The organism is Heyndrickxia acidicola, from assembly GCF_001636425.1.
Classification (GTDB): domain Bacteria; phylum Bacillota; class Bacilli; order Bacillales; family Bacillaceae_C; genus Bacillus_AE; species Bacillus_AE acidicola.
The window spans coordinates 743,153-756,212 of the sequence record NZ_KV440953.1; the positions used below are offsets into that span (position 1 = coordinate 743,153).

The following is a 13,060-nucleotide window of genomic DNA, read 5'->3' on the forward strand; positions in this document are numbered from 1 at the left end:
TATCCCTCAGATGACTCTGTTTTTAAATGTTTTAATAACAGTTTATAGCAAACTACATAATATCAGCAATTAATAAATCAAAAAATCAAAAGGGGAGTATTGCATGTTTCGTGAACAAAATGCACAAAATAAACTTTATGTATTTTATATAGTTTATTTACACAAAGTATACGTGTGGTGAAAACCACGTTAAAATGAAAGCGTTAACAAAAAACATAATTGTATTAAAAGGGGAGGTTCATCCATGGGAAGTTATGAAACTAGCGAAAAGGGGATACTGCCTTTATCTAATGCATCCATCACGGATAGATTAAATAGGCTGCCCGTGACAAGTCTTCACAAAAAGGTAATCCTTATAATCGGATTTGCTCTATTCTTTGAATTTTTTGATGTGTTTCTTTCGGGTGTTTTAGGTACGGTGCTGACGCAGCAATTCCACGTTTCAAGCGCGGTGCAGCCTTTACTGTTAGGATCGGCATTTCTTGGGATGTTTTTGGGTGCCTTAATAATCGGGAATCTGGCGGATCGCATCGGAAGAAAGAAAGCATTCATTGTAAACCTCATCATTTATTCAGTCTTCACACTGCTTGGAGCCTTTAGTAATAACATAACAACACTTATTATTTTCAGATTTTTAGCAGGTGTTGGTATTGGTTCTCAACCGGCGTTATGTGATACGTATTTAAGCGAGCTATTGCCTAACAGCAAACGCGGCCGGCTTACAGCTTGGGCGTATACTATTCAGGTTTGTGCTGTACCGGTTGAGGGTTTTCTGGCACGCTGGCTTGTACCGTTACATCCAGGAATGGCAGGGTGGAGATGGGTATTTATTATCGGTGCGGTTGGAGGTTTTACAGCTTTATTTTTGCAAAAATATTTGCCTGAGTCTCCCCGTTGGCTGATGAGTATAGGAAAAGTAAAGGAATCGGAACAAGTGGTTCAAATGTTCGAAAAACAGGCGGGACATCCTTCTGCCGGTAAGCCCAATTCCAACACAAAAGTGCTGCCAAATTCGAATCCGGCAAAATTACCCTCAGTAGCATTATTTAGAAAAGAATTTATTGGGCGGACTGCAATGTTATGGGTATTTCAAATATTGCAAACAATTGGATATTATGGTTTTGGGACATTAATTCCTATTGTGTTAGCTGCAAAGGGGATAACTGTTATTCATTCGCTTGAATATACAACCATTTCTTTTCTTGGTTATCCTATAGGATCTTTAATTTCTATTCCGATTATTGAACGTGTGCACCGAAAATGGCTGATTGTTGGCGCTGCTTTTGGTATGGCTGTATTTGGTATTCTTTTTGGATTATCGGTATCTCCTGCATCCATTCTCATTCTTGGTTTTCTATATACTCTAGTCAGTAACATTTTCTCAAATGCTTACCATGTATTCCAAGCAGAAATTTTTCCAACGTCTATTCGTGCAACAGCAACGGGAAGTGCGTATAGTCTAAGCCGACTTATGAGTGGGTTAATGCCATTTATTCTGCTTCCGGTTTTGAAGCTGCATGGAGCAGCTGAAATGTTTGAGATAGTTGCGTGTGCAATGGTTCTTATCATGATTGATATTGGTTTCTTTGGTCCAAAAACGACGGGCTTAGCTCTTGAAAATGTTAATGAAACAACGATTCATGATCACCCTTGATGTGTGTTGAACCTTTCAAAAAGCAGATAACCAGTTTAATAATTTAGTATTAACCAGAAGAAGGCTCTGTATCTTTTGCTGTGATTGGTAAATTAATATTTTAATAATGATAAAAATAAAGATTGTTTCATCTAATAATAAAACACATCTCCCAAAATACTGGAAGATGTGTTTTATTTTATGGCAGTTTTCGCATAAGTTAAGCCTTCTTTATTTTGGAATAACAACCCATCCATTTGGCAAGTATCGCATGCCGACTGCAGTATTGGTTGCAGGTTTTAATTGAAGCTGACCGTCTTTGATCATAGTCGTAGAACCACCGCCATCCATTGCAATGGCATTTGTAACATGGTAGGATTCAAATAATTTTGCCATGTCCGACATTGAGGCGCCACGATGGGTCTTATTCCAGTAAAAGCGTCCATCAGTAATAATCATGACAACACTGCCGTCTTTCTCTTGCCCGATGGCAGTCCGAGGAGCCCAGCCCCACGCACCATCAATTTCAGGTGTTACCCGGTTTACGCCGTTTACAATCAACTGCGGCCCAAAGCTTACAGCTTCTGTTACACCCAAATTGAGTAATTCATTAACTGAATAGCGTCCTGTAATAAACTGGCCGTCATTTAAAAAACCTCCTACCAACTGCTTGGAGTTTCTGCCTGCACTTGGAACTGACAAGAGCCGGCCATTGCTGATAACAATACCAATTACCTGGCCTCCTGAACCGTCTCCTCCTTTATCCACAAAGCCGCCCGCATTAATACCGGCAACTCCATTATTTTCTTTTATTAAATCGGATAAAGCCTGTCCCTTTGTTGTGAATTGTGATGCAACTAGATGAACCGTTGTTGGATCAGGAATTACCATAATTTTTGCCGTATAATTCTGTGTCTCAACTGTATCTACACGAATCCCTTCGCTCGACTTTGTGTGGGCCAATAATTGGGGATTAATAGTAGTTTGGACAGTTGGAGGATGCTTCCATGCAGCATACAATGCATTAATTTCGGATTGAGGAAGCAAAAACCCCATATATTTAACATATTGCGGGTGCTGTGAGGAAAGTACGGAACCAACCATCATCTTCCGGAACTGCAGCCCCATATTCGTACCATATAGAAAACTTCCGCCGCCTAGGAATAAAAGCAAAAGGGAAACCAAGAATATTCTACTGGATTTTCTGCGCTTTGATTTCTTATGGAATTTTTTGTTATTCATTCGGGACATATTGGCGGAGTCTTTTGTGTGTAAATTCATATGAATGCTCCTTATTTACTAGTTTTATATAAACTGAATTAATTTTACAGTGAAAGTAAATTGATTGACAAGATATTTTTTTATTTTCTTACAAGTGTATTGTTATATTTATAAAAGGCTGTGTTTACTCATAGATTGTGCTTTTAGACAAGGGACAAAAAGCTTATTTTGTCTGTTGCCGTGGTATCTTTTCGTCTATTACTAAAAAGTCAGCCTGGAACCTGGTGCTTTATCTCTTTTTTTACGAAAAGAGCATGATAAATTTAGTCAGATGATTTTTTAATTGTTTAGTATCTACTTAAAAAGAAAGGAGAGTTTTTTAAAAGGTGAATTAAAGCTGCAGCTGCTGTAAAATATGAGTTTTGTTTAAGCTAATGCTGAGATTAACCTAATAGGCATTTGAACGAGGGGCTCATGATCTTCCTAAAAAATGATTGTAAAGTGTGTAGGACGCTAGAAATTTTAGAACCGAGTACAAATTTTTTACATCTCTTCATGGTTCTAATGATATCTGTATAAAATACTTTTTATTATAGGCAGTGCTAAATTTACCCTGTTGTCAGCCCATCAGCTAAGTTTGTTTATGAAAATGAGCTAAAAAAATCAGATATCAACATAGAAATCTAACAGACCTTTAGTTTAAACAGATATTCGAATTATTTCAATGTGAAAATGTCGGTATTTGAAGAATTGTTTAGCTTAATTATACATATTTTTACATTTGGTTGGATAGTTATCAGTTTTTTACAACAAATGCAATGAATAGAAGCGGAAATAGAAAACTGCATTTTGGGAAATTATTGCCGAAGAACTAAAAACAGTTACAGTGTGTCTTTTTATTATAGTGATTCCAGAAATAATCTTAGACTAAGGCTATTATTGCATTGATTGTTGCTTTACGCATGATGAATAATTCCGTAAATTGTCTATATCTCGGCATCTTTTTCGTAAACTATCCACAAGTATTAATACTGAATTTAATTTAAACATTTTTTCGTGTCACAAATATCAACAAAGTTTACGGAAAGAAATTAGACTATAAATAATTTGCTTTTTACGGTACAAAAAATGAGGGTTATCAACACAAATATAAATTTTCTATTAGCTACAAAAGAATTTTATTTAAGTGCATACTATAATTGTTTCCGGGCGGGTGTATTGGATTAATTTTTTATCTATCTGGGAATTAAATAATGACTTCTGAACGATCATGGAGGAATTAGTATGAAATCACAACTGGCTATATGGGCTGGAAAGACAGCGGGAAAACTAAGCCGTATGCTAGGCTACGGCGGAAGTACAATTCCGGGGGTTGTAGCAAGAAATATGGATTCCCAATTTTTACAGCATCTAAGGCGAATTTCCAAGACCATAATATATATTACCGGTACAAATGGGAAAACTACACTAACAAACTTGATATCATGTTTATTAGAAACTGCCGGGTCGAAGGTGATCGCCAATCGGGAGGGTTCTAACCTGGTCACTGGCATAACGGCTACTTTGGTTCAAAGCACCCCTATGGTGGGATGGAACGAATATGATACAGCCGTAATTGAAGTAGACGAAGCCAGCCTTCCAAAAGTAGTAGCAGAGTGTCAGCCTGATTACCTTATTATAACTAATTTTTTTCGCGATCAATTGGACAGGTATGGAGAATTGGATGTACTCATTGAAAAAATGAAGAACAGTTTAAAAACAATAGAGGCTAAATTAATTTTAAATGCGGATGATCCTTTTGTTCATCGTTTCTCAGATCTTCCAACAGAAATGATTTATGCTGGTTTAGATGAAAAAGCAGGCAGATTTCCGACTTACAGGATGAATGAATCTAAATATTGTCCAATCTGCCAGCAAGAATTCACATATAAAGCTGTCCATTTTGGTCATTTAGGCCATTACGAATGCACCTGTGGGTTTACCCGGCCGATTACAAACATTTCAGTCCAAAACATTTACCAGGAGGAAAAAGGAATTCGTCTTACTGTAAATGGAGAGAACTACTCTACGAATTTAAAAGGGATGTATAATGCTTATAATGCAGTATTAGCCATTTCTATATGTAAAGAATTAGGTCTTAATACAAATCAGATTCGACAGGGCTTGTTGTCCTTTCAAAAAACGGATGGAAGAATGCAGGATTTTCTTATTGGAGAAGAGGTTTGGAAACTCAATTTGGTAAAAAATCCAGCTGGAGCAAATGTAACATTATCGGAGTTTTTGCAGACCGATGAAAAAAAACAGCTGATCTTTTGCTTAAATGATTGTCTTGCGGATGGTGAAGATGTTTCATGGATATGGGATATCGATATGGAAGCAGCCAATCGAGAAGAAATAGAGTCTTTTATTGCAAGTGGAAAAAGGGCCCATGATGCAGCACTAAGATTAAAGTATGCAGGGATCCCAGAAGAAAAAATCACTATTTTGGATGATTTGAAAGAAGCGTTTCTCTTCGCCAAACAGAAGGGATATCCTTCTTATATAATGGCTACCTACACTTGTCTTTCACCTATGATCAGCATCCTTTCAAGGGAAACAAAAAAATAAAAGGAAGGAGGCGGAATATGGAACTCTTAATTTACCATTTTTGTCCAGATACCCTTAATCTTTATGGGGACAGCGGTAATATCATTTGCTTAAAAAATCGCTGCGAAAGGAGAGGGATTCCAGTTCGAATAGAAGAGATTAAAAAACAGGATGATGCCATCAGTTCGGGCTGTGATATGTTCATGATCGGGGGAGGGAGCGATCGGGAGCAATTTATCGCCACAGAAAGGCTTAGCCCGATGATCCCGGAAATTAAAGCATGGATTGAAGATGGGGTATCCGCTCTGACGATTTGCGGGGGTTATCAATTTTTAGGAGATTATTATGAATTGAAAAATGGTGATAAACTAAAAGGAATGGGTATTTTTCCGTTTTACACAAAAGCCGGGAAAGACAGGCTTATGACGAATCTTCTTGTTCAATCAGAGCAATTTGGGAATATTGTTGGCTTTGAAAACCATAGCGGACAAACCTATCATGACAATAATACCCTAGGAAAGGTAATTAATGGTTTTGGGAACAATAGTGAGAGCGGAGAAGAGGGACTTCATTACAATAACCTGATTGGAACGTATTTACACGGTCCTATACTTCCTAAAAATCCCCGCATTGCTGATTATCTAATTGAAAAGGCGTATGAACGAAAAACTGGAAGAAAACTGGATCCGCTTGATGATACAATGGAAATGGAAGCGAACCGGACGGTTTGGGATAGGTTTATAAGCAGTAAAAGAAAAAAATATAAAAATGAAGCTGAATATTCCATACATGCTAAATAAAGCTTTTTTTGGCAACAAATAAAATGAAGCTTTTATGAGCAGCTTAAATACCAACTATTTTAAAGAGCCAATAATTTCTTCGAGTTCCTCCTTTTTTCCTCAAATTCGATCTGTCATTTAAATTCTTTCCAGTATGTTATCCTGCTTTGAAAAAACACTTAGAAAGAAAAAGTCCCAAGAGGAGAATTCTCTGCTGGGACTTTTTTGCTTAGATTAAATTAATTTAATTCTATGATTTAAGCCAATCTGTTTCTATTTCTTCGAGTGTCTTTCCTTTTGTTTCTCTCACAACTGTTAGGGAGAAAATAAATGCCACTACTCCGAGAATGGCGAAAATATAAAATGTCATCGAAGCTCCTGTTTTTCCAAGAAGAACAGGGAAAAATTGAGAAACAACGTAATCTGCCAGCCAAAGGGCAACAGATGCAATGGCAGTAGCACGCCCGCGAATACTTGTTGGGAAGATTTCTGCAATGACAAGCCATACAATAGGGCCAAAAGAAACGGCAAATGCTGCTACGAAAAGTAAAATGAAAATCAAAATTAATGTTCCATTCGGATGGGCGGCGTTAAATTCAAAGCCTACTACAGCAAGACTGACAGTCATAACCGCAGCTCCGATGACTAGCAGGGTCTTTCTTCCTGCCTTATCAATCAGCCATAGCGAAACGATTGTAAAAACAAAGTTCACTAGCCCCACGATAATAGTTTCCGTAAAAGAAGCATTTGTTCCGACGCCAACCTTTTTAAATATTTCAGGTGCATAATACATGATGGCATTAATACCTGTTACCTGTTGCAGGATGGCAAGAACAACACCGATAAGAAGAGCAGTACGGTAACCTGATTTAAATAATAGACTAAGAGAACCAGAAGTTTCTTTTTGAATGGATTTTTTCATATCTTCTAATTCTTTTTTGGCTTGCTGAGTACCGTTGATTTTTTCTAGAATGGTAAAGGATTTTTTTTCTAAACCTTTTTTATGTAGCCATCTTGGACTTTCAGGTACTAGAAAAAGCAAAATGACAAAGAGGATTCCAGGGATTAAACCACAGCCAAACATCCATCTCCATGAATAATTTATATCCCAAGTCTGGCTGCCAGCGTTAACAATCGCTCTATTCACGAAGTAAATAGCTGAAATACCAATGACCACTGCTAATTGGTTTAATGAAACTAAACGCCCTCTATGCTTAGAAGGGGCTATTTCTGCAATGTAAAGCGGGACAAGGGTGGAAGACACACCAATTCCGATCCCACCAATAATACGAGCGGTTACAAAAATAGTTATGTTTGATGCAACAGCTGAGGAAATTGAACCTATTGTAAATAATAATCCAGCTGCAATCAGCATTTTTTTCCTTCCCAAGCGGTCGCTTAAGAATCCAGCGAAAGCAGCTCCAATAATTGCACCGATCATTAAGCATGATACAACCCATCCTTGCATGGCGTTACCGAATCCAAATTTGGTTTGAATAAAACCGATAGCGCCGGAAATCACAGATGTATCATAACCAAATAATAAACCGCCGACTGCGGCAACAATGGAAACTAATGTTACAAATCCAACGTTTCCATTTGAAGATTTCTCCATTGCGTTTTCTCCTTTCAATAAAAAAGCCATAAAAAAACAAGACAAATTTTAATATATCAGTTTAGCGGAGGTTTTCCAAATTTAAATTACGATTTTTTTGTTTTAAGTTTATATTGAAAATTAAATAAAAATAGATAATTTAATAGTGAAAGTTCAGTAGTGGATCTGTTTATGAGTTGATCCTGTAAGGTCCGTCATTTTTTATGCTGAAATGGAATATTTATTTTAGATATCGGGGCATTATTCTGATTTTTCTATAGGTTACTTATCATCCTGCCAGTTGTTTTCCGCTGCAGGCACTCGCTTTCCGCGGGCGGTAGTGGAGTCTCATCATAGCAAGCTCCTGCTAGGTCATCCCAAACTCGCTTACCCCGCACGAGTATCGCTCCTTTCGCTGCAATCAACGTTGGATTTAAATCAGCATAGGGCTATAACGCCGACCTGTGCAGCCTTGTTCTACCTACCTTTTGTTTTTCGCACAAATCACCATCAGCCAGAAGCTTTAAATATAATTTAAAAAGCAGCTATTTTGTTTATTATGGGTTAAAAACTCAGTTACATTCATTGTTCACATGCTTAATTAATATAAATAAGAATCAAGTATTTTTTAATCAGATTAATTTGATAAAAGGGGATGCGAACATGTCCAAAAAAAGATGGCTTACTTTTACTGCTTTTCTGATACTAGCAATCACTCCTATAGTTTTCAATATAGTTGTAAATAATGGAAGGAGTTCAAGCACTACATCAGATCTTAAGGTCATTGGGAAAGGTCACTCAAAGGACTATAAGGAGTATTATATAAAAGCATATGACCCTAATGAACAGACTCAAAGTATGGCGTTCAAAATTGATATTGATGATTTGAATGCGTGGAATTTAATTGAGGTAAATAGAAATTATATAGCCGTGTATGATAAAACAGGGCAAAATAAATGGCTGTTGAAAGAGGTAGAACATTTTCAAGAATAAAGAAGCATTGTTACATCTCTGACAAGCTATTGTAAAAATTGAACATTAAATTTCCTCCTGGTGTTAAAATTGGAAATGATATGATATTTACATTTTTTAACTAAATCGCTTTATCCGCTATTATTATAGGATTCTATGCCGCTCTATACGTTTTCCAGGTATTGGACAATGAAAAGAAATATTACATCTGGTAGCTTATCAGTAGGGCATACAAGTAGAATAAAGGAGTTTTATAAGTATGAAAAAACTAAAAAAATTAATCATTGCAGGCGGACTGCTTATATCAATGTCAGCCTTAACTTTAAATACAAAGTCTGAAGCAGCCGCCTTTACTCATAAAGTGTCAAATGGGCAAAACTATTGGAGTATTGCCAAAAATTTCGGGGTCCCATTAAAGAGCCTTGAAGCAGTAAATCATTGGTCACATGTTTATCCAGGTAAGAATATTGTGATTCCCAATTCTCCTATTTCTTCTGCTGATAAATCATTAATGGCCCGGCTTGTTCATGCAGAAGCAGGCGGTGAACCATACGCAGGCAAAGTGGCAGTAGCAGCGGTGGTTTTAAACCGAATGAGCAGTTCACAATTTCCTCATTCAGTACCTGGTGTCATCTTCCAGAATACGGATGGCCATTATGCCTTCCAGCCTGTACAAAATGGCCGAATTAATCAGCCGGCAGATTCAGATTCCAAGAAGGCTGTAAATGAAGCTCTTGCTTTAATGGGGAAGGGGAATGGATCATTATATTTTTTTAATCCTAAAACTTCAACTAGCTCCTGGATTTTTTCAAGAACTGTATTAAAAAGAATTGGAAATCATGTATTTGCTAAATAAGGAATTTTACAGCACCGTTCATTTAATAATGAAGGTGTTTTTTATATGAACGCTAATATAGCGTTTTTACAACCTTACTTTATCATTCTTTACAGGAAAGGAAGCAATTTTCAAACCACACATGTCTTTGATAGGTAATAAGTGAAATGCTCCTTCCCTTTTGTTTTTTGAATCAAATATTCATCTAAAGTAATTGAATGAATTTTGGTATGAAAAATGGTTTGAGAAGGCTCTTTTTAAAATCTTTATTACTATTTTATTTTGTTTTATAAAATTTCTATGTTGAATACTGCTCGTTATTTAGTTCATTTTCAGTTGATCTGAAAGGCGTGTGAAACTCCCATTTCACACGTATGAGATAAAAAACAACAGAGTCATTTAACAAAGCGGAAAAGCGACAGGCACGTATATATTGTATGAAAAATGAACGAAAGGATGTCTCGAAGAAAGACAATATACGGAATGCCTCTTTGTTTGTAAAGCAACAGCCTATGCGAATCCAGCATTTCAAAAGATTCGTTGCAGCCCCCTGTTCATAATGTATAGTCACTTTGGGATTTTTCTGAAACTTGTTTTTTCAATTCCTTCGTCCGCAAATACGCAAGCCAGTATATAATGCCTGCGATAATCACTACACCCGTCTTAATAATATCTCCTGCAGCTTGTTGAGTTAGAGCAATGATTACTCCAATGATGGCGATGATGGGAGGAAGAGGCCAAATAGGCATTGTAAATGGCCGATTGGCTTCACTCCGAAACCGACTTACGATGGCCGAGATGGCGATCAGCAGATAAATGGTTACGATAATAACACCTGTAAACGTAATGAGGCTGTTAAGAGAGGTGAAGTAGCAAAAAAACGCATTTCCAATGCCAAGGAACACAAATCCCCATTTTGGTACGTTGTGTTGATTCATACTTTTGAAGAACTTATTGATGGGAGAAGGCCAGCTGTCATTACGCGCTGCATCTAAATATATACGTGCATACGCAAGATTTCCGCTTAACCCTGTATCAAACATAGCAATAATGACACCGATAATTAAAATGGATGCTCCAACATTTCCCGCTGCTGATTGAATAATATAGGTCAGCGGTGCACTTGATTTCATTGCTGTACCGAAATCTGGAATCGCAAGGGTAGCAGAAACAACTGCAAGCACTTCCACTACGACGGCTGTAAATACTGAAATCATAACGGCCTTAGGCAAGACACGGCGCGGATCACGTGTTTCCTCTGAAAAATAGAGTGGCCAATCATACCCATTAAATGCAAACAAAGCGGGTACGACGGCCGCCATCATGGCACTCCAATTAATCCCACTCATTACGCTGTGCGAATGGATATTTACCGGTTGAAGGATAAAACGAATAGGGTGGCTCATGTTTGTAAAAGAGATAACGATAAATAAAAGAATGACGGCAAGCTCAATGATGAGCATAGCAATGGCGATCCAACTTGCAGTTCCAATTCGTTCAAGAGAGAACCAGGTGATCAATGCCATCATGGCTACAGCCGCCAAATTTACGGGAATTTGTGGAACAAGTGAATTCAAATAAGTGGCAGATGAAACGAGAATACTTGCTGTCACAACAATCCCCAGCAATAGAAATAACAGAACAGCAATAAACCCTGTTGGTTTTCCTAAACTTTTTCGAATAATGGTATAGGCACCGCCCGCCCCAGGATACATAGAACCTAATTCCGCATAGCAGAATGCCATGGAGATGGCAATACAAGCCCCGATGATAAATGCCCAAAACACACCTGTTCCAGCAGCATGTAAACCATCGCCATAAACAAGAAAAACTGAAGTTGTAGGGGAAATCGCAGCAATGGATATTCCCAGCACTTGGCGCAGACCTATTACAGGTTTAAATGTGCCTTTTTCGTTGCTTTTAGCCATGAATAATCTCCTCGCTTTTTTGTTTTTAATATACCGAATTTTCGATATACATTAAAGGTTTAATTTTAAAAAAATTTTGCGACTCAAAAGTTTTAAAGTATTTTTCAGTTGATGTAAAAAGAGAAACTAAAAGATATAAGTGTTCTGAAAAATGTACAAAAGGCCATGTGGAAAAATAATGGGGATCAAAGGTTTCCGACCGACCGCGGAAAGCGAGAATCTTGACTGGAAATCAACAGAGCCTAAAGTTAAAAAAGGGGCAACAACACTGAATAGGGTGGAAGGTCCCTTTTTTACCCTTAATGACTATGGCAGTTGGAGTTAGTAAAGGAATGATCAGCATTAAAAATCCTTGGAAAATAATATAGAGAGTCCAGCGCTCTTCTGCATGTTTGGTGTAAGTCGGGTTCCAAGGATATGATTTGGAAGTGGCAGTTTATCTATATATCATTCGTTATGTTGTATCACTTTCTTCCTTAAATTTTAATAATAATTCCCCTTTTTTAAACGAGGGTAATGGAATACATAATCTTTAAAATTCACTGCCTTTTTTGCTGATTTAAAGATAAGTACCCATACGTTCATCATCCTCAAGCCATAGTATATTAAGCGCATTAGACGAACATTCAAAGATTGTGTGAATTGGATCCTTCTATTAAAGGGGGATGAAATAACGAAAGCGATAGGGAAGAAACTTGTTATTCATGTAAATAGTGAATTAGAAAAAGCTAGTGATTGCTAGAGTTGATTTTTTTGAAGTTCAGGATTGCCAATCTTTGAGACCGGAATGAAAAGAATGGACGCAGAAAAATCGAGCACGATACTTGCATGTTAATTTTAACAGAAAGGTGTTGTTTGATTTGAATAGAAAGTCTTTATTTATTATATCCTCTGCGGTGTACATTACCTCCAACCCCTTGAGCTACACTGCCACACGTTCTGCCTTTAATGATGATGAGCGGGCTCGTCAAACCTTAAAAACCATCCAATCGATTAAAACATCCATGCCGGAAGCCCAAATTCTTTTGATAGAAATGGGGCTGAAAAAAGATCTTCCTTATGACATAGAAAAAATGGCAGATAAATATTTGTACTTGGGCAACAAAAGAATGATAAGAGAGGCTGCAGATGGACCCTTTAAAGGGTTTGGGGAAGCTCTTGGACTTTACTTAGCTAATCGTGCCATTCAATCCTTTGAAGCAGATTACTTTTACAAGTTAAGCGGTAGGTATTATCTAAACGAACACTTTAATGAAAATGAGTGGACTGCGGACGGTTACACCGGAAGAGATTATTATGGAGGATTGTTCACTGTTTTGTATGGTTTTCCCAAAAGATTATATAGTAATTGGAGAGATTCATTGAAAACAAGCTTTCCTGTCCTTAAACAAGGAGAATCACTTGAGATTATCCAGCCAACCACAATGGAAAAGCCTTTATACTATAAAGATCAAATTGGGGTCAGCGGCTGGGAGTCCCATTCCGGCAGCTTTATTTCATTATAACAATATA

9 protein-coding genes are annotated in these 13,060 nt (G+C 37.3%); 6 read left to right on the top strand and 3 right to left on the bottom strand.

Annotated features, from left to right (window positions below):
- The first annotated feature begins 244 nt into the window (after nt 1–244).
- Nucleotides 245–1,654 (top strand): MFS transporter, encoded by a 1,410-nt coding sequence (locus tag A5N88_RS03520; RefSeq protein ID WP_066263108.1) that lies wholly within the window; start codon nt 245–247, stop codon nt 1,652–1,654.
- Between the two features lie 210 nt (nt 1,655–1,864).
- Here A5N88_RS03520 and A5N88_RS03525 read toward each other — a convergent pair whose 3' ends face one another.
- A complete protein-coding gene (locus A5N88_RS03525; protein WP_066263110.1) occupies nt 1,865–2,914 on the bottom strand; it encodes a phosphodiester glycosidase family protein in 1,050 nt (349 codons plus the stop codon).
- A 1,224-nt stretch (nt 2,915–4,138) separates the two neighbouring features.
- Here A5N88_RS03525 and A5N88_RS03530 point away from each other — a divergent pair.
- Both A5N88_RS03530 and A5N88_RS03535 read left to right on the top strand, forming a co-directional pair.
- Nucleotides 4,139–5,461 carry a MurT ligase domain-containing protein gene (locus A5N88_RS03530; protein ID WP_066263112.1) on the top strand — a complete coding sequence of 441 codons (1,323 nt, stop codon included), beginning with the start codon at nt 4,139–4,141 and terminating at the stop codon, nt 5,459–5,461.
- Between the two features lie 17 nt (nt 5,462–5,478).
- Nucleotides 5,479–6,240, top strand: a complete 762-nt coding sequence (locus tag A5N88_RS03535; protein ID WP_066263113.1) for a type 1 glutamine amidotransferase — start codon at nt 5,479–5,481, stop codon at nt 6,238–6,240.
- 229 nt (nt 6,241–6,469) lie between these two features.
- Here A5N88_RS03535 and A5N88_RS03540 read toward each other — a convergent pair whose 3' ends face one another.
- Nucleotides 6,470–7,834, bottom strand: coding sequence for a sugar porter family MFS transporter (locus A5N88_RS03540; RefSeq protein ID WP_232317517.1), 1,365 nt, complete (start codon nt 7,832–7,834; stop codon nt 6,470–6,472).
- 642 nt (nt 7,835–8,476) lie between these two features.
- On the opposite strand from A5N88_RS03540, the gene A5N88_RS03545 reads away from it, so the two are divergent.
- Entirely contained in the window at nt 8,477–8,806 is a 330-nt protein-coding gene (locus A5N88_RS03545; RefSeq protein WP_066263115.1) for a hypothetical protein, read from the top strand.
- Nucleotides 8,807–9,044: 238 nt separating this feature from the next.
- A complete protein-coding gene (locus A5N88_RS03550) occupies nt 9,045–9,641 on the top strand; it encodes a cell wall hydrolase (RefSeq protein ID WP_066263119.1) in 597 nt (198 codons plus the stop codon).
- Nucleotides 9,642–10,174: 533 nt separating this feature from the next.
- Here A5N88_RS03550 and A5N88_RS03555 read toward each other — a convergent pair.
- A complete protein-coding gene (locus A5N88_RS03555; protein ID WP_066263121.1) occupies nt 10,175–11,548 on the bottom strand; it encodes an APC family permease in 1,374 nt (457 codons plus the stop codon).
- An 860-nt stretch (nt 11,549–12,408) separates the two neighbouring features.
- On the opposite strand from A5N88_RS03555, the gene A5N88_RS03560 reads away from it, so the two are divergent.
- Nucleotides 12,409–13,053 (top strand): hypothetical protein, encoded by a 645-nt coding sequence (locus tag A5N88_RS03560; protein WP_066263124.1) that lies wholly within the window; start codon nt 12,409–12,411, stop codon nt 13,051–13,053.
- Nucleotides 13,054–13,060: the final 7 nt, after the last annotated feature.

Coding starts and splice junctions, on each gene's coding strand:
- A5N88_RS03545 (WP_066263115.1), top strand. CDS start 8,477: ATGTCCAAAAAAAGATGGCTTACTTTTACTGCTTTTCTGATACTAGCA.
- A5N88_RS03550 (WP_066263119.1), top strand. CDS start 9,045: ATGAAAAAACTAAAAAAATTAATCATTGCAGGCGGACTGCTTATATCA.
- A5N88_RS03555 (WP_066263121.1), bottom strand. CDS start 11,548: ATGGCTAAAAGCAACGAAAAAGGCACATTTAAACCTGTAATAGGTCTG.
- A5N88_RS03520 (WP_066263108.1), top strand. CDS start 245: ATGGGAAGTTATGAAACTAGCGAAAAGGGGATACTGCCTTTATCTAAT.
- A5N88_RS03540 (WP_232317517.1), bottom strand. CDS start 7,834: ATGGAGAAATCTTCAAATGGAAACGTTGGATTTGTAACATTAGTTTCC.
- A5N88_RS03535 (WP_066263113.1), top strand. CDS start 5,479: ATGGAACTCTTAATTTACCATTTTTGTCCAGATACCCTTAATCTTTAT.
- A5N88_RS03525 (WP_066263110.1), bottom strand. CDS start 2,914: ATGAATTTACACACAAAAGACTCCGCCAATATGTCCCGAATGAATAAC.
- A5N88_RS03530 (WP_066263112.1), top strand. CDS start 4,139: ATGAAATCACAACTGGCTATATGGGCTGGAAAGACAGCGGGAAAACTA.